The organism is Flavobacterium sp. CSZ, from assembly GCF_015350725.1.
Classification (GTDB): Bacteria; Bacteroidota; Bacteroidia; order Flavobacteriales; family Flavobacteriaceae; genus Flavobacterium.
Window position 1 is genome coordinate 117,496 of record NZ_JADKPQ010000018.1, and the last position, 16,862, is coordinate 134,357.

11 protein-coding genes are annotated in these 16,862 nt (G+C 34.0%); 3 read left to right on the plus strand and 8 right to left on the minus strand.

Annotated features, from left to right (window positions below):
- The first annotated feature begins 94 nt into the window (after positions 1–94).
- Positions 95–1,837 carry a CocE/NonD family hydrolase gene (locus tag IRZ78_RS19605; RefSeq protein WP_194618128.1) on the plus strand — a complete coding sequence of 581 codons (1,743 nt, stop codon included), beginning with the start codon at positions 95–97 and terminating at the stop codon, positions 1,835–1,837.
- A gap of 87 nt (positions 1,838–1,924) precedes the next feature.
- Here the strand turns inward: IRZ78_RS19605 and pruA are convergent, their stop codons facing one another.
- The 6 genes from pruA to map form a co-directional block, all read right to left on the minus strand.
- Positions 1,925–3,550, minus strand: coding sequence for an L-glutamate gamma-semialdehyde dehydrogenase (gene pruA / locus IRZ78_RS19610; protein WP_194618129.1), 1,626 nt, complete (start codon positions 3,548–3,550; stop codon positions 1,925–1,927).
- A gap of 159 nt (positions 3,551–3,709) precedes the next feature.
- Positions 3,710–4,096, minus strand: a complete 387-nt coding sequence (apaG, locus tag IRZ78_RS19615) for a Co2+/Mg2+ efflux protein ApaG (protein WP_065452127.1) — start codon at positions 4,094–4,096, stop codon at positions 3,710–3,712.
- 79 nt (positions 4,097–4,175) lie between these two features.
- Positions 4,176–5,444, minus strand: a complete 1,269-nt coding sequence (locus tag IRZ78_RS19620) for a DUF5103 domain-containing protein (protein WP_194618140.1) — start codon at positions 5,442–5,444, stop codon at positions 4,176–4,178.
- An 85-nt stretch (positions 5,445–5,529) separates the two neighbouring features.
- Positions 5,530–8,433, minus strand: coding sequence for a DEAD/DEAH box helicase (locus IRZ78_RS19625; RefSeq protein ID WP_194618130.1), 2,904 nt, complete (start codon positions 8,431–8,433; stop codon positions 5,530–5,532).
- 129 nt (positions 8,434–8,562) lie between these two features.
- A complete protein-coding gene (locus IRZ78_RS19630; protein ID WP_194618131.1) occupies positions 8,563–9,336 on the minus strand; it encodes a class I SAM-dependent methyltransferase in 774 nt (257 codons plus the stop codon).
- A gap of 26 nt (positions 9,337–9,362) precedes the next feature.
- A complete protein-coding gene (map, locus tag IRZ78_RS19635) occupies positions 9,363–10,181 on the minus strand; it encodes a type I methionyl aminopeptidase (RefSeq protein ID WP_194618132.1) in 819 nt (272 codons plus the stop codon).
- Positions 10,182–10,433: 252 nt separating this feature from the next.
- Here map and IRZ78_RS19640 point away from each other — a divergent pair, with 252 nt between their 5' ends.
- Entirely contained in the window at positions 10,434–11,690 is a 1,257-nt protein-coding gene (locus tag IRZ78_RS19640; RefSeq protein WP_194618133.1) for a DUF445 domain-containing protein, read from the plus strand.
- A gap of 148 nt (positions 11,691–11,838) precedes the next feature.
- Here the strand turns inward: IRZ78_RS19640 and gpmI are convergent, their stop codons facing one another.
- Positions 11,839–13,356 (minus strand): 2,3-bisphosphoglycerate-independent phosphoglycerate mutase, encoded by a 1,518-nt coding sequence (gpmI, locus tag IRZ78_RS19645; protein ID WP_194618141.1) that lies wholly within the window; start codon positions 13,354–13,356, stop codon positions 11,839–11,841.
- Between the two features lie 648 nt (positions 13,357–14,004).
- Here gpmI and IRZ78_RS19650 point away from each other — a divergent pair.
- Complete coding sequence (locus tag IRZ78_RS19650) at positions 14,005–14,727, plus strand: murein L,D-transpeptidase catalytic domain family protein (RefSeq protein WP_194618134.1); 723 nt, start codon at positions 14,005–14,007, stop codon at positions 14,725–14,727.
- Here IRZ78_RS19650 and IRZ78_RS19655 read toward each other — a convergent pair.
- Positions 14,716–16,302 (minus strand): L,D-transpeptidase family protein, encoded by a 1,587-nt coding sequence (locus IRZ78_RS19655; protein WP_194618135.1) that lies wholly within the window; start codon positions 16,300–16,302, stop codon positions 14,716–14,718. The two genes, IRZ78_RS19650 and IRZ78_RS19655, sit on opposite strands and share 12 nt — an antisense overlap.
- Between the last annotated feature and the right edge of the window lie 560 nt (positions 16,303–16,862).

Consider the following 16,862-nt stretch of genomic DNA (forward strand, 5'->3'; position numbering starts at 1 on the left):
AGGATCTCTGTATGCTTTTTTCAGATTTAATAACGCAGTTTGTTATAAGCAAACAGCCAAGCTTAAAATAAAGCTTGCTAATAAAACCATTTCCATGAAAACAATTTTAAATTTTGTATTTCTTATTCTGATGATATCAAATACATTTTCTCAGCAAACCAGTAAAACCAAATCCGAAGATCTAAAAAGTGCTTATGATATTCAGGACAGTATAATGATCAAAATGCGTGATGGCGCTTTGATATCGGCAATTGTAGTGCGCAAAAAAGGAAATTCTGTTCCAAAACCCGTAATACTTCAACATACGATTTATGTTGCAGAAGAAGGAAAAGGGATCAAATCCTTGAAAGAGGCAGCAGATAAAGATTATGTGGGCGTTATTACCTATTCGCGGGGTAAACGATTTAGTCCTAATGCAATATTTCCTTATGAAAATGAAGCCAATGATACTTATGATGTTATTGATTGGATAAGTAAACAAAAATGGTGTAACGGAAGTATAGGAATGTTTGGCGGCAGTTATAATGGATTGACCCAATGGGCAGCGTGCAAAAAAAAGCATCCCGCACTTAAAACCATAGTGCCTTATGTGGCCAATAGAGCCGGAATGGGTTTGCCAATGGAAAACAATGTGTTTATAAATCCTAATTACGAATGGTCTTTTTATGTGGGCAGTAACAAATATCTTGATACGGTTGCAGGAAATGACAGGCAGCGATTTAGAAATATGCAGTTTAAATGGTGGGAAAGCGGAGTTGCCTACAAAAAAATGGACAGCATTGACGGAACTCCAAACAGGTTATTTCAGCGCTGGATACAACATCCGTCGTTTGATGAATATTGGCAGAAAATGTCGCCATACAAAAAGGATTTTGCCCAGATAAATATTCCGGTTTTAGTCATCGACGGGTATTATAACGATTCTCAAAATTCGAGTTTGTATTATTTAAGAGAGCTTCAAAAATACAACCCCAAAGCCAATTCTTATTTAGTGATTGGTCCGTATAGTCATTTTGGGGCGCAAAAAGGAGGCTCTGCTCTGATCAATGGTTATAAGGTTGATGCAGATGCTTTAATTAATACTAAAAAAATAACATATGAATGGTTCGATTACATTTTAAAAAACGGACCAAAACCAGAAATTTTAAAAGACAGAATTAATTATCAGGTAATGGGGGCCAATGAATGGAGAAGCGCTCCGTCTCTTGATAAAATGAGCAATGGTTTTCTGAAAATGTATCTGACGGATAATAAATCCGGAGGATTCTATTCTTTGAATGTTACAAAACCCACTAAAAACGGTTATTTATCACAGGTAGTAGATTTTGCCGACAGACAAACTCAAAACAATGAGTATTATCCTGATCCTATTATCAAAAAAGAAATCGATACAACAAACGGATATGTTTTTATAAGTGAGCCGTTTAAAGAGCCGATATTGGTAAACGGATCATTCGTAGGAGAAATAAAGGCAAGCATCAATAAAAAAGATATGGATATTGGTGTTACGTTATATGAATTAACTCCAAATGGTGAATACTTTCATTTGTCTTATTTTTTAGGCCGTGCCAGTTATGCCAAAGACATCACGACAAGAAATGTATTAGAACCAAATAAAATAGAATCGATTCCTTTTTCGAATACGCATTTGGTCAGTAAACAATTAAGTAAAGGAAGTCGCTTAGTCGTAGTAGTAAACGTAAATAAGAATCCTTTTTCAGAACTTAATTACGGAACAGGAAAAACCGTTACCAACGAAACCATTAAAGATGCCAAAGAACCCTTAAAAGTAAAATGGTACAATGATAGTTTTGTAAAAATCCCAATTTGGAGATAAAAGAGATAACAAAGCAAAAGCCGCAAATTTCAAAATGAAGTTTGCGGCTTTTTTATAAATCTAAAATCTGAACTCTAAAATCAGAAATTATCCCAAGAAAGGATATCTATAATCTTCAGGAGTTACAAAAGTTTCTTTGATTGTTCTAGGAGAAGCCCAACGTAATAAGTTCAATGCAGAACCTGCTTTATCGTTAGTTCCTGAAGCTCTTGCTCCACCAAAAGGCTGCATACCCACAACAGCTCCTGTTGGTTTATCGTTGATGTAGAAGTTACCCGCAGCATTTTGCAATTTTGTAGTCGCTACTTCAATAGCATAACGATCCTGGCTAAATACAGCTCCTGTAAGAGCATACTCAGATGTAGTATCAACTAATTCTAAAGTCTCTTCCCATTTTGCATCTTCGTAAACATATATAGTAATTACTGGTCCGAATAATTCGGTTTCCATTGTAGTATATTTAGGGTTTGTTGTTACGATAATTGTTGGCTCAATAAAGTACCCTACAGATTTATCGTAGTTTCCACCAGCAATGATTTCAGCATCAGCATCTTTTTTAGCCTGATCGATAAAACCAGCTAATTTATCAAAAGAACCTTCGTGAATAACTGCAGTAATAAAGTTTCCGAAATCTTCCGGAGAACCCATTTTCATTGATTTTACATCAGCAATTAATTGTTCTTTTACAGCTGGCCATAAACTTTGAGGAACATAAGCTCTTGAAGCTGCAGAACATTTTTGCCCTTGAAATTCAAATGCACCACGAGTAATTCCTGTAGCCACTTGTTTTACGTTAGCGCTTGGGTGTGCAATGATAAAATCTTTACCACCAGTTTCTCCAACGATTCTTGGGTATGTTTTGTAGTGGTGAATATTAGCACCAATTTTAGCCCAGATATCTTTAAATACATGAGTTGATCCTGTAAAGTGAACTCCGGCAAAATCGCGGCTTGCTAAAACAGTATCGGTAATCATTAAAGCGTCTCCAAAAACAACGTTGATAACACCATCAGGAACACCAGCTTCTTTGAAAACATCGATGATAATTTTTGCAGAAAAAACCTGGCTGTCACTTGGTTTCCAAACCACAACGTTACCCATCATTGCCGCACTTGCAGGAAGATTGGCAGCAATAGCAGTAAAGTTAAAAGGAGTAATAGCATAAATAAAACCTTCAAGAGGTCTGTATTCTAAACGATTCCATGTAGTAGAATCAGACTTTGGCTGATCTCCGTAAATTTGAGTCATAAATTCTACGTTGTAACGTAAAAAGTCGATCAATTCGCAAGAAGCATCAATTTCTGCCTGATGAATATTTTTAGACTGACCAATCATTGTAGCAGCGTTAATACGCGCTCTGTATGGTCCTGCAATAAGTTCTGCAGCTTTTAAGAAAATAGCAGCACGTTGTTCCCATGCCATGTTTGCCCATGCTGTTCTTGATTCAAGAGCATTAGCAATTGCTTTTTCAATATGTTGTTTTTCAGCTAAGTGATAAGTTCCTACAATGTGTTTGTGATCGTGAGGAGCTGATATTGTTCTTGTATTTCCAGTTCTGATTTCTTCGCTTCCGATGTATAACGGAACGTCAATTTTAGAATTCCACAATGTTGTGTAAGCTGCCTGAACAGCTGCTTTTTCTGGTGAGTTAGGTGCGTAGCTTTTTACAGGCTCGTTTACCGCTTTTGGTACATGAAAGAATCCTTTTAGCATGTTATTTAAAATTAGATAATTAGACAATTTAACGGTTAGATGATTTGATTTGTTACGAATAATCTAACGTTGCACAAAAGTACAAAGGATAAATTAATAATTTGACAAAATTATGATTAAGATAACGATAAAAAAAACAGCTTTTTTTTAAACTTGTTTTTAATTTAAAGCAAAAGGAGCACACATTCTAAAAGTAGGAACAATTACTTTGAATGTTTTTGTAGAGGTAAAATTGATCATATTAAAGTAGCCTTTCATTGCACCATAAGGAGATGACAATAGACAACCTGAACTATAAGTGTGATTTTCTCCGGGTTTTAAAACCGGTTTTTTACCAATAACGCCTTCTCCGTCTACAACTTCAAGATCGTTTAAAGAATCAAATATTTCCCAGTGACGAGAAGTTAACTGAACTGAATCTTTGCTGTGATTTTCGATTGTAACTACATAACTAAAAGCAAAGTGGATCTTGTAGTTCTTGAAGTAAGTACCTTCAAAACTAGTCAAAACAGATATTTTTATGCCTCTTGTTATCTGAGAAACCATACTAAAGTAGTAAATATGTGTGCGTTATACTTGCAAATCTACAAAAAAAAATCTTTCGATCTAAATCCTTAACAATGTTTTAATTTATGATGTTTATTGAGTTGGCATTTCCTTTTCCTATAACTCTTTGATAGCGATCTGTACTTTCTTTATAATAAACCAATATGGTATACTCATTTTCAGTTTGATAAAAGTTTCCATCAATCGCATTTTCATAATCAATAACGCCTTTTTTATCGGCAATTGTGTACTGAAAATTAGTAAAACCCTGCTTAATCATGACCGCTTTTTCAAAAACAGCTTTTTCAGTATTATAGTCCATTTTGTATTCTGGCGACAAGCTGTAATTGTTGAACATTCCTGTAATATAAATGTCTTTGTTTGTAGATCTGAAAGTAGGAGCCGAAAGAGTAAAATATACCCACGCATAATCTGCTTCAATTTCGTTGTTGGAAGCATTGATATTTTTAACCACAAAATTTCCGTTTACGTCCTGATAGACTGTATAAATTTGGTTGGCTCTTGCCTGATTGGTATATAAGTACGAATTATAAATGTCATTATTGGCACCCACTCTTCCCACATTATTACTTGCTGCACGAATGTCTTTATTCTCGAAATACAAAAATTCATTTCCGCCCCAGAATTGGGTTTCCTTATTGTATTTGTAAACCAATTGATTGCCTATTGTATATTGTGGCGGAACGTTTTTAATAGCAGTATCAAAATTGCCATTTTGTAACAATACAACTTTTACATTTTGCGTTGGAGTCTGAAAAACAATATCATTTGAAACTATGGAAAAATCTAAGTTTTGTTTGTAATCAATATTGGTAACATCACGGCTTCGTTTTACCTGAGCTGCTACGGTCGAATGATTTTCGTATAAAATAAATTTTCTCGAGAAAACAACCTCTCTGTCTTCATTAAGAATTCTTAGTATATAATTTCCTGAAATTCGTAATTGTGTCGTAAACTGATTCGGGAACGAAAGTCGGTAATGAGAATAAACCTGAAGTGTATTAAAAGAATTAGAGTAATCAGTAATTCTTTGATTGTCAAAACCGGTAACATAATCTGTTTTTGGGATATCGGTTGGTTTCCAATTATAGTCGCAGTGTATTACTTCAAAATAATAATTGGCTTCATTGGCAAATAAATCATCAAACTGAAAGGTAAAAGTGTCGCCTAACTCAAATATAGGCACTACATTGTTGCCATTTTGAACAAACGAAACTGTTTTTATATTATATGGAGGGATAATCTCGGTTTGTATTCCCTGAGCCTGGGCTGTAGCCGAAGCAAAAATGAAAATAAGAAGAAGATTTCTAAGCAAAAATTTTGGCATCATATTACAATTGTAAGATTGTAAATATAAGAATTTTATATAATGTAACAGGATGCCGCTTTTCGTTGTTCTAAAAACAAATTTATTAAGAACTCAAAATGTATTCTAAATTCACTTGGATTTCGTCATTGATATAACTCTCTTCTAAAAGCGAATCAGATAATAACTTTTTGTTTTCCTGCAATTTGATGATTTTTTCCTCTACCGTATTTTTCGAAATAAATCGTATAACATTTACTTTATTCATTTGACCAATTCTATGTGCCCTTCCAACTCCTTGCTTTTCAGCAAAAGGATTCCACCAAGGATCTAAAAACAAAACATACGAAGCTTTGGTAATATTCAGACCAACGCCACCCGCTTTGAGAGAAATAAAGAATAATAAAGGCTTCTCTTTTTCCTGAAACAATTTTACATGTTGTTCTCTTTTATTGGCAGGAGTTTCGCCTGTAATCTCACAAAAATCTATTTTGTTTTCCTTACACCAATCTGTATAGAAATGCAAATTAGTCACAAACGAACTAAAAATGATCGCCTTTTGTTTCTCCTTTATTAAAGTTTCCAGATAATTAGTGACAGCATTATATTTTCCGGAATCAATTTCTGATTCCTGATCGACCATTTTCGGATGATTACTCAGCTGCCTTAACTTCATCAGTGTATTGATAATGCTAATTTTGTCCGGACTTGATCCGTCTGTTTTTAGCAAAAAGTTCCGCGCTTTCGATTTTTCTTTTTCATATAATTTTTCCTGTTCAGGATCCATATCGCAATAGTAAATCTGCTCGGTTAACTCCGGTAAATCTTTCAAAACCTGTTCTTTGGTTCTCCTTAAAATATAAGGCTGGATGAGGTTTTTTAGTTCAGACAAAGTGTTTTCGTCCTGCTTTTTCTCAATAGGGATTTTAAAATTCTGAGCAAAAAAATCATAACTGCCCAAAATATCCGGATTTATAAATTGCATTTGTGACCATAAATCATCTAACGAATTTTCGATAGGAGTACCGCTTAAGGCAATTTTATGAGCCGTATTTATTTTAGTAATGGCTTTAAAAATCTTAGAATTTTTATTTTTAATGTATTGACTTTCGTCTAAAATTAAATAACGAAAATCGTATTTTTCTAAAATTGAAATATCACGATGAACAATGCTGTAGCTCGTAAAAATCAAATCAGTTGAGGCTAATCTGCTGGCTAATAATTTTCTGTCATTGCCCACATATTGCATTTTCGAAAAATGCGGTGTGAATTTCCCAGCCTCATTAAACCAGTTAAAAACCAATGAAGAAGGTAAAACAATCAAAGCTTTCAAAGGGGCTCTTTCAATAGTAGTTTCATTCTGAAACAAGTCAAAATTGGTCGTTTTAGTAGTAAATCCCAGTTGTTCCTGTACCGCGACTAAAACGGCCAGGGTTTGTAATGTTTTACCAAGACCCATATCATCAGCCAGACAAGCACCCAGATTAGAATTAAAATGACCTAAAAGCCATTTTACGCCATCGATCTGATAAGGTCTTAATGAAGCTTTTAATAAATCAGAAGAGGTATATTCTGCTTTGTGAATAATATCGTCTTTGATTTCCGGAATCGCATCCAAAGCAGCAAAATTACTTTTACGCAAAAGTAAATTTGCGTTCTCTTTTTTGGCCAATTTTGCCAGTGAACCATATTTGCTCAACCATTCCAGCGGAATCAGAAAATAGTTTCCGTCAGGCAATAAAAAGAGTCTTTCCTTGCTTTTTATATTGGGAATAATTTCACTGAAATTGATCGTATAAGCGCCAATTGTAATGATTATTCTAATGTCGAACCAGTCTTCTTTTGTTTCTTCTTTTGAGGCTGAAATGGTATGATTTTCTGCAATGATTTCTTTGCTTTCCAGTTTTAAATTCAGGATTGTAAATCCTAAGCTTTCCAGTTCTTCTTTATGATCAATAACAAATTGAATATTGACGTAAGGATCAGGGTTTTCTGTGTCAGAATTTAATCCGAATAACTCGTTTTTGATTTTTACTAAACCAAGCTCAGATAATTTGTCAGTGTATAAAGCTTCATCAGCGCTGCGTTTAAACTGAATGATTTTAGGTTCGTTGGCAACGCTAAAATCAACAAACGAATGTGTTTTTTTTGTTTTACTGCTGTCAAACGAATAACCGTTATAATCAAAATAGAGGTTGAGGTAATAGCAGTTTTTAAAGAAATCAAAAACAGGTTGGATCGTGCTTGATATAATTTGATCACGATGTTCAATTTCAAAACCAGTAGCTTCAATGTCTATTTTTTTTGCTATTTCAGGAATGAAGCTTTTAAAATAATTGTCAACTAATTTTGAAGGTATTTCGATTGACTTTTTCTTTAAAAACGGCATCAGTTTTTTAGCATTAAGATCCTTTAACTGCCCTAGTTTTTTATCAATAATCAACCAGCTTGGCTCATCCAGCAGTATTTCGACACTGCTGTTCATTGGTAAAAATAAAGTTTCGTTTTCTTTTAAAGATAAGGTATACGTAATCCCTTCGGCATGTTTGTTAAATTCAATCTGAGGTTCAAAATGCAATGGATTGGTGTTGACTCTGGATCTATAGAAGTCCTTTTCGGGACTCATATTAAGAGACAACGGAAATTGCTTTTGTAGGATTAAAGTATAAAAAGTGCCCAAATTTAGCTGCAAATGCTGACGAATGGCAAATTCAATTTTGGAATCTTTTTGCAAATCAGCAATTGTTTTTGCCGATTTGATTTTTGTACTAAATTTTTTGAAAATAAACTCAGGCTTTAATGATTCGCAAGCCGTCAATATTTTTTTTGTCTCAGGATCTAATTGATCAAAAACAATAAAAAAACTTTCAAGTACATCTTTAGTAGCTTTTTTATTTAAATATTTAATGTCATCGGTATTCTCAACGATGTAGGCAGTTGGAATATAATGATTCAGATTTTTTTCAAAACTGATATCAAAACAAAATTGAAATGAATTTGAAAGATCCAAGATAAGGCGGTTAGGTTGAATTGTAATTTGGGAAGTGGTTTAAACTAAAAAAGTTTTCAAAATACTGCTATTCTAAAAACTTTTTTAAATGAACTTATATCACTTATAGGGTGAAAAAATCCGAACGATTTAGTTTTCTGGTTTGAAGCAAAGCGGAATAATTTCTCCCTTTGCCAAACAATATTTCTCTACTAATTCCGGTGTAATTTTATTGGTGTAATCTTCTTCGATTACGATAAAACCACTGCTTCTTAATTTATCAAAATAATCGCGGCCGTAAATACGAACGTGATCGTACTGACCAAATATTTTAGCGCGTTCTTTTTGATCTGTAATAGTATCATCAGCAAAAGTTACCGCTCTCGATAAATCTTGTGGAATTTGAAGAATCGCCATTCCGCCTGGTTTTAGCACGCGAAATAATTCCTGCATGGCTTTTGTATCGTCCGGAATATGCTCCAGAACGTGATTACACAAAATCACATCGTATTCGTTGTCTTTAAAAGGCAAATTACAAATATCTGCTTTTACATCGGCCAAAGGCGAAAACAAATCGGTTGTAGTATAATCAAGGTTTTTTTGCTTACGGAATCTTTTATAAAAAGCTTGTTCCGGTGCAAAATGCAATACTTTTTTTGGCGCAGTAAAAAAATCTGTTTGATCATTTAAATACAACCAAAGTAAACGGTGTCTCTCTAACGAAAGTGTACTTGGAGAAAGCACATTATTACGTTGTTTTCCGTATCCATAAGGTAAAAACGATTTAAAGCTTCTCCCGTCAATAGGATCAGTATATTTTGTTCCTTTTAATGAAAATGCCAAAACCGGACGAGCCACATAGCTCAAACGAATTAATAATGGACGGGGTATTGTATTAAGTACTAATTTGAATAATTTTTTCACAGGGTTTATTCGGGGTTGAATTTTAATTATAGAACTAACGGCACTTTTCTGAATTCATCTTCTTCATTGCTTTCGATTCCAAGAGCTTTGTAGATGTACTGAAAAGTCGATAACAATTCTGGTTTTCCATCAATTAAAGCCACGTCGTGTTCGAAATGTGCGCTCGGTTTTCCGTCAGCAGTGGTAATTGTCCAGCCGTCTTTATGTTGTTTGATATTTTTTGTTCCCATATTAATCATTGGCTCGATTGCGACAACCATCCCTTCGATAAATAACTTTCCGCGACCTCGTTTTCCGTAGTTTGGCATTTCTGGTTCTTCGTGCATTTTTTGCCCTAAACCATGACCTACCAATTCGCGAACAACTCCGTAACCGTGTCCTTCAGTATATTTCTGAATCGCATTTCCAACATCTTCAACACGATTTCCGGCTTTAAATTCTCTGATTCCTACGTAAAGAGATTCTTTCGTTACCTGCAAAAGTTTTTTAACTTCAGGAGCAACCTCTCCAATTTCGAAACTATACGCGTGATCACCGTGATATCCGTTTTTGAAAGCGCCACAATCTACCGAGATAACATCACCGCTTTTCAAAGGTGTATTATTAGGTATTCCGTGCACAACTTGCGAGTTTGGACTCATACAAAGTGAATTGGGAAAATCATATAATCCTAAAAAGCTTGGTACAGCACCGTGATCACGGATAAATTCCTCAGCCAATTTGTCTAAATATAATGTGGTAACTCCTTCTTTAATTTCAGAAGCAATCATTCCTAATGTTTTAGATACGATCAAAGCACTTTCGCGCATTAATTCAATTTCTTCACGTGATTTTACTATAATCATAATTTCGGATTTTCAGTTGGCAAAAGTACGATTTTAATATTATTTTTTTTATGTTGAAGTGTTTAAAATTTTCGCAACGAATTTCACCAATTAACACGAATTAATTTTTATAATCGGCTTAAAATTAATTCGATTATTAAAAATCAATTTTAAAGTAATTGTAATTCGTGCAATTCGTGGCAAACGACAATAAATAACGTTTCGATTTGCCGGAAAAAACGTAAATTAGTAAGAGTTAAAACTAATTAAATTATGGAAACGTCTATAGATCAGGAAAATATATCCAAGAAAAAAGCTTTAAATAAAATGAAAGGCAACGCTTTAGCCCTTTTAGGCGTCGCAGTGCTTTTATTTATCATCGCTATTTACTTTAAAATTCCCATGCTGCAGGCTTTTAGCGAAGCGGCAATGGTGGGCGGAATTGCCGATTGGTTTGCTGTTGTGGCATTATTTCGTCATCCGTTAGGAATTCCGATTTGGCATACCGCTATTATTCCGACCAAGAAAAATGAGATTGGTGAAAACCTCGGGAATTTTGTTTCTGAAGAATTTCTGAATCGTGAAAAATTAGAAATTAAATTAGAGGAATTCAACTTTGCTACAAAAGCATCGGATTGGTTGTCTCAACAGGAAAATGCCAATAAAATTGCCAATCTTGTCGCGGTGAATATGATTCCCGGAATTTTAAAAACAATAAAAGATGAAGACATAAAGCGATTTATTCAATATCAATTTAAGGAGAAACTGGAAGGAATCAATTTTGGAGATTGGGTAGCATTGGCTTTAGAACCTTTGCAAAAAGGCAATGTAAAAGATGAACTGCTGACCAACCTTCTGGATGTGATGAGTACAGAGTTGAGTAATAACAAAGATCTGATTCGTAAAAAAGTGAAGGAATCTACGCCGTTCTTAAGTTTTGGCCTGGCAGATAAAAAGATTTCAGAGGGTGTTTTTAATGGACTGGCGGAGTTTTTACATGAAGCTAAGAATCCGGAAAGCGCAGTAAGAATAAAAATAGACGAATACGTTTATGATTTTCTGGATAAAGTAAAAAACTCCGAAGAAATGCGGATCAAGATCAATAACATGATTTTGAGTTTTGCAGGCAAAAAAGAAGTTCAGGATTATATCAACGGAATTTGGGATGAAATAAAACTGTCTATTTCAAATGATTTAGAAAAAGGTGATCAATCTTCGATTAAAAATAGCATTTCAGGCTTGATTCAGGGTTTTGGAAACGGAATCAACGAAGATCCTGTAATGATCGATAAGATCAATAATTTCATCAAAAACGATTTACTTTCTATTCTGTTAAACAATAAAAAAGTAATTGGAGATTTAATTTCTTCCACCGTAAAAAGTTGGGATGGTAAAGAAGTTTCAGAAAAATTAGAATTAGAAATAGGGAAAGATCTTCAATACATTAGAATCAACGGAACTCTGGTTGGAGGTTTAATCGGGATTTTGATTTATTGCGTAGAGTGGACGTATCACTATTTTGTGGTGTGATTGCTTAATCTCTGTCAGGCGAAGTCGAAGCCTGCGTTCTAATTGTGGTGCCCTTCAACTTCGCTCAGGGACAGCTGGAAAAACAAAAAAGAGACAAATTATAAAAACATGTCTCTTTTTTTTTGTTGTCAAATAATATGAAGTGCTTCTACAATAACGAATGACAAGTCATTGCGTTTGGCTGCTGAACTCCCATTAATTCTAAAATAGTAGGAGCGATGTCACCAAGAACACCATTTTCAATGTTTTTTAATTCTTTGTCAACCAAAATAATCGGCACAGGATTGGTTGTGTGCGCAGTATTTGGGCTTCCGTCAGGATTAATCATGGTTTCGCAATTTCCGTGATCGGCAATTACGATTGTGGTATAATCGTTGGCAAGAGCCGCTTCGATAACTTGCTTTACACAAGCATCAACAGCTTCGCAGGCAAGGATTGCCGCGCTCATGATTCCGGTATGACCTACCATGTCTCCATTAGCAAAGTTTAGACAAACAAAATCAACTTCTTTTTTATTCAATTCAGGAACAAGAGCAGCTGTAAGTTCATAAGCGCTCATTTCTGGCTGTAAATCGTAAGTAGCTACTTTTGGCGAATTTCTCAAAATACGCGATTCACCTTCAAAAGGAGTTTCTCTACCGCCAGAGAAGAAAAACGTCACGTGAGGATATTTCTCTGTTTCGGCAATACGAATTTGTTTTTTGCCTGCTTTTTCAAGAACCTCACCAAGAGTTTCGGTAATGTTATCTTTATTGTAAACTACTTTTACGTTTTGGTATGTTTCGTCGTAATTGGTAAGCGTAACATAATACAAGTTGAGCTTGTGCATGTTTTGCTCGTGAAAATCTTGTTGCGAAAGCGCTTCTGTAAGTTCACGGCCTCTATCGGTTCTGAAATTAAAGAAGATCACCACATCACCTTCAACAATTGTAGCTAAAGGTTTTTCGTTTTCATCTACCATTACAATTGGTTCAATGAACTCATCTGTAACATGATGTGAATAGCTGTCAAGAATACTTGCAACCGCATTTTTTGACGGAGTTCCTATTGCATTAACAACTAAATCATAAGCTAATTTTACACGTTCCCAACGTTTATCACGGTCCATCGCATAATAACGACCAATGATTGAAGCGATTTTTACAGGAGTATCTTTAATGTGTTCTTCCAGATCCTGGATGTATTTTGCTCCTGATTTAGGGTCAACATCACGTCCATCTGTAAAAGCGTGAACGTAAACCTGATCTAAACCATATTCCTGCGAAGCATCAATTAATCCGCGTAGGTGAGAAGTATGAGAGTGAACACCACCATCAGAAACTAATCCTAAAAAGTGAACTTTTTTATTGTTTTCTTTAGCATAAGTAAAAGCATCAACAAGAACTTGTTCTTTAGCAAGTGTCTGGTGTGCTACAGCTAAGTTTATTTTGGCTAAATCCTGGTATACAATTCTTCCGGCACCCAGGTTCATATGACCTACTTCACTATTTCCCATTTGCCCTTCAGGTAAACCAACATTTAATCCGTCGGTTCTAAGTTGTGCACTTGGGTAGTTTTGGTAAAGGCTGTTTATAAAAGGAACGTTTGCATTGTCTATTGCAGATACTTTAGGGTCAGGAGATTTTCCCCAACCGTCTAAAATCATAAGTATTACTTTTTTGTTCATCATTTTTAGTTTTTTACAAAGATAAGTCATTTCTAAAATGTGCAAGAAAGCATTTGTACAATTATGTTTAATAAAATGAAGTGTAGTAAAAAATAATAAATTAATTAAAGAATTCTTTATTTTTTAAAATAAATTCAGACTAAGCTCTTTTTCTAATCTTATTTTTAGCTGCGTTATATCCGATAAACTATGTTTTAAGGTACTATTATTGTATAAACAGTCGTGTTGTGTTTGGAATCCTTCCCTGTTTTAAGCTCGAAAATTGAAGCGTTCTTTGATGTAAAGCTGAAAGGCTATTGGAAGCATTTTGGGGTAATCTTTTTGATTCGCAGAGACGACATTTTCAAAAGAATAAAAAGGCCTTTTTTTGTGAAATTTCCATAAGGTACAATAAAATAGATAGTTTCTTGTTTTATTTATTACAGAAGAAGTTTCAAAATTACCATTAAATTTTGTTTTTATTAAGAAAATTTCTATAAATCTTAGGATTGTATGCAGAAGAAAAAATCTTACATAAATAATGGTTTTATGTTAATAATGTTAAAGTTTCAACAAAAAAAGCCTGATTTTCAGGCTAATATTTTGAGAACCTAAAAATATTTATACTTTTGCCTTACCCAGATTTTATTATTAACCTAAAGAAATTCAATGATTTACAAAATTTATCCATTGCTAGTGTTTTTGTTATTGTCTTTTGGTAAAGATTCAAATAACACTCCCGAAATTAAAGAAGCAACTACAAAAAGTATTGCTAAAGTTGAGAAATTTACTGTCGAAGCAAAAATTGAAAGTGTTTATCATACCTTAAATTCTAACAATTTTAATTTGCCGGGACTTAAAACTTTTTCTGAGGCCTTAAAAGGGTTTTATTTATTAAAAGAAAAAGGGGTTATCCAGAAAGATATTTTAACTGTTATTGATTTTAGTTTGTCATCAAATACAAAACGCCTTTGGGTAATTGATTTGACAACAAATACAATCCTGTTTAATTCTTTAGTTGCTCACGGAAGAAATACCGGAGAAGAATTTGCTTCGAATTTTTCGAATTCAAATTCCTCTTTCAAAAGCAGTTTAGGTTTTTATGCAACAGGAGAAATTTATCAGGGAAAACACGGAGCTTCTTTGCGTTTAGATGGTTTAGAAAACGGAATTAACAGTAATGCTCGTCAAAGAGGAGTTGTAATGCATGGCGCCGATTATGTTTCTGAATCTTTTATCAGAGATCATAAAAGATTAGGCAGAAGCCAGGGTTGTCCGGCACTTCCAGTCGAATTGACGGATGAAATAATTAAACTAATAAAAGACAAATCGTGTTTGTATATCTACCATCCGTCAAGAAGTTTTGCGATGGAAGAAAGACTAATTTCTTAATTTAGCATACAAATCCGAATCCAGATTATAAATATCAGCTCTGAAAATGAGCTGATTTTTTTTGCTCCATGCCGTCCAGTACCACTGATACAAAGCGTACTTTTTTGTAATTCTGATACTTGTTGTTTTTTTTGAAGCAATAATGGTATCGATTCTGTCTTTTGACCATTTCTCTGAATCGTTTAAAATATGTTCGGCCAATTCCAGAGGATTCTCCACACGCACACATCCTGAACTCAACGAACGATTGCTTCTTCCAAAATTATTACGGTGATTAGTATCATGTAAATACACACTATGGTGATTTGGAAATAAAATTTTCATTAACCCCAAAGCATTGTTGTAACCGGGACTTTGTACATAGCGATAATTTCCCGGTTTGTTTTCGTTCCAGTTGTTAGGGGCAACCGCATTTCCGGCAGTATCATATATAGTAATGTTTTTATTGGCCAGGTAATTACGATTTCGTTTCATTGCCGGAACAACATCTTCTTTTAATATCGTTGGCGGAACCGTCCATGTAGGGTTGAAGACAACCGTTTTTAATATCGAAGTTATAATGGGTGTTTTTCTTTTGCTCGTTCCTACCACAACATTACGCGCCAAAGTAGTATCTTGAGCCTCGACTACATTCAGGCTGTAATCCGGAATGTTTATGATGAAATAGTTTTCGGCTAAATCATTATTATACCATCTCCAACGTTCTAAGTTGGCGATAATTTGTTGTTTCCTTCTTTCTTTAGAATAATTTAAAGCGCTAATAGTTCCTACACCAATAACACCATCAGATGCCAGGCCGTGTCTTTCCTGAAATTTCTTTATAGATTCAAATGTTTTTTGATCATAAATTTTAGTCAGACTATCTTTTTTAGGCATGTCTTGCCAGTAAATAAGCCTTTTTTTAATGTTTATTAAGGCTGAATTAGTGTCGTTTAAGGAGATTTTGTCTACAGATTCAATTTTTTTGATATCATCATCCGGAAAAGTATTAATGATTTCAAGCGACTTTAATAGTTGTTTATAGATATAGGTTTTTGACTGAATATTATCAACCACGCTATCTAATTTGTTCTTATTAAAAGCTTTGATAAGGACATTGTTTACATCAAAAGTTTTCTCTTCTAAATCCCAATCATTATATAACTTTTTTGGGTTTAATTTTCCTTTGTAAAGATGATTTAAATACTTTTCGAAGTTATAAGTAATAAGTATGTCGTATGTTGCAAGATCAGCATCGTTTAAAGAAGCAATTTTTTCTTCAAATTTCTTTAGCTTAGAAGCTTTGTAATCTTCAGGCTCTAGACCCAGTTCCCCGGCTTTTGATAATTGAGATAAAACGTAAGTTCTCTTTTTTAAGTTTCCCCAAACAGTTTTATTGTCAGATGAATTGTAAAATTGTTTCAGCGTTTCGCTTTTAAAAGTGCCAATAAGTGCAGTATCAATTTCTACTTTTCTTTCATCAGTAAGTATGATAGCCGGTGCGGTTTTTTTGACCACAGCAGGAATTGGTTTTGGTGTTTCTTTTTTACAGCCAATAAAAATGCATATTACTAATAAGAAGTAAAGTTTGTTCATTCGGTGTTTTTTTTAAACATTCAGTAATGTTCGCTACTATTTTAATATCAAATGGCTCAGCCTGGGGTTGGTGTTCCATTTTTTTTGTAAAAGCCATTATGGTTTTAAAACCAGGTCAACTTTATTAGCATTGCAGTAGGTTGGGCAATGTTTAATTTGAGTATTTTTCAAATTCTTTTCTTGAGATGTCTTTCTGGAACTATCCTTCAAAGAATTTGCGCTTGATTTTACTCGGCAAATATAGTACTGATTTTGTTCAATAGCGAAATAATTCCTATTAAATTTTCATTGCCAAATAAATCCAAAAGACGCTTTGTTTTTTAATCATATACTTTCAAACATGCAACCGTGTATAGGTTTCTCTATTTTAATAACGAGTTGTCAGACGATATAAGTTCTTTGGGAGCTATTTCTTTAATAATATTCCTATTTTTCGAAAAAAAAATGATTCTATAACTTTTTAGTTTTAAATGTATTATAAATTATTGTTGTTTTTTATTGAATTTTTTTGCGAAAAAGCTTGTTTTGAACTTAACTTTATTTTTATATTTGCACCACAG

Bases quoted from the DNA above. Each gene is read 5' to 3' on its own strand.
- IRZ78_RS19605 (WP_194618128.1), top strand. From the start codon at position 95: ATGAAAACAATTTTAAATTTTGTATTTCTTATTCTGATGATATCAAAT.
- pruA (WP_194618129.1), bottom strand. From the start codon at position 3,550: ATGCTAAAAGGATTCTTTCATGTACCAAAAGCGGTAAACGAGCCTGTA.
- apaG (WP_065452127.1), bottom strand. From the start codon at position 4,096: ATGGTTTCTCAGATAACAAGAGGCATAAAAATATCTGTTTTGACTAGT.
- IRZ78_RS19620 (WP_194618140.1), bottom strand. From the start codon at position 5,444: ATGCCAAAATTTTTGCTTAGAAATCTTCTTCTTATTTTCATTTTTGCT.
- map (WP_194618132.1), bottom strand. From the start codon at position 10,181: ATGATTATAGTAAAATCACGTGAAGAAATTGAATTAATGCGCGAAAGT.
- IRZ78_RS19640 (WP_194618133.1), top strand. From the start codon at position 10,434: ATGGAAACGTCTATAGATCAGGAAAATATATCCAAGAAAAAAGCTTTA.
- gpmI (WP_194618141.1), bottom strand. From the start codon at position 13,356: ATGAACAAAAAAGTAATACTTATGATTTTAGACGGTTGGGGAAAATCT.
- IRZ78_RS19650 (WP_194618134.1), top strand. From the start codon at position 14,005: ATGATTTACAAAATTTATCCATTGCTAGTGTTTTTGTTATTGTCTTTT.
- IRZ78_RS19655 (WP_194618135.1), bottom strand. From the start codon at position 16,302: ATGAACAAACTTTACTTCTTATTAGTAATATGCATTTTTATTGGCTGT.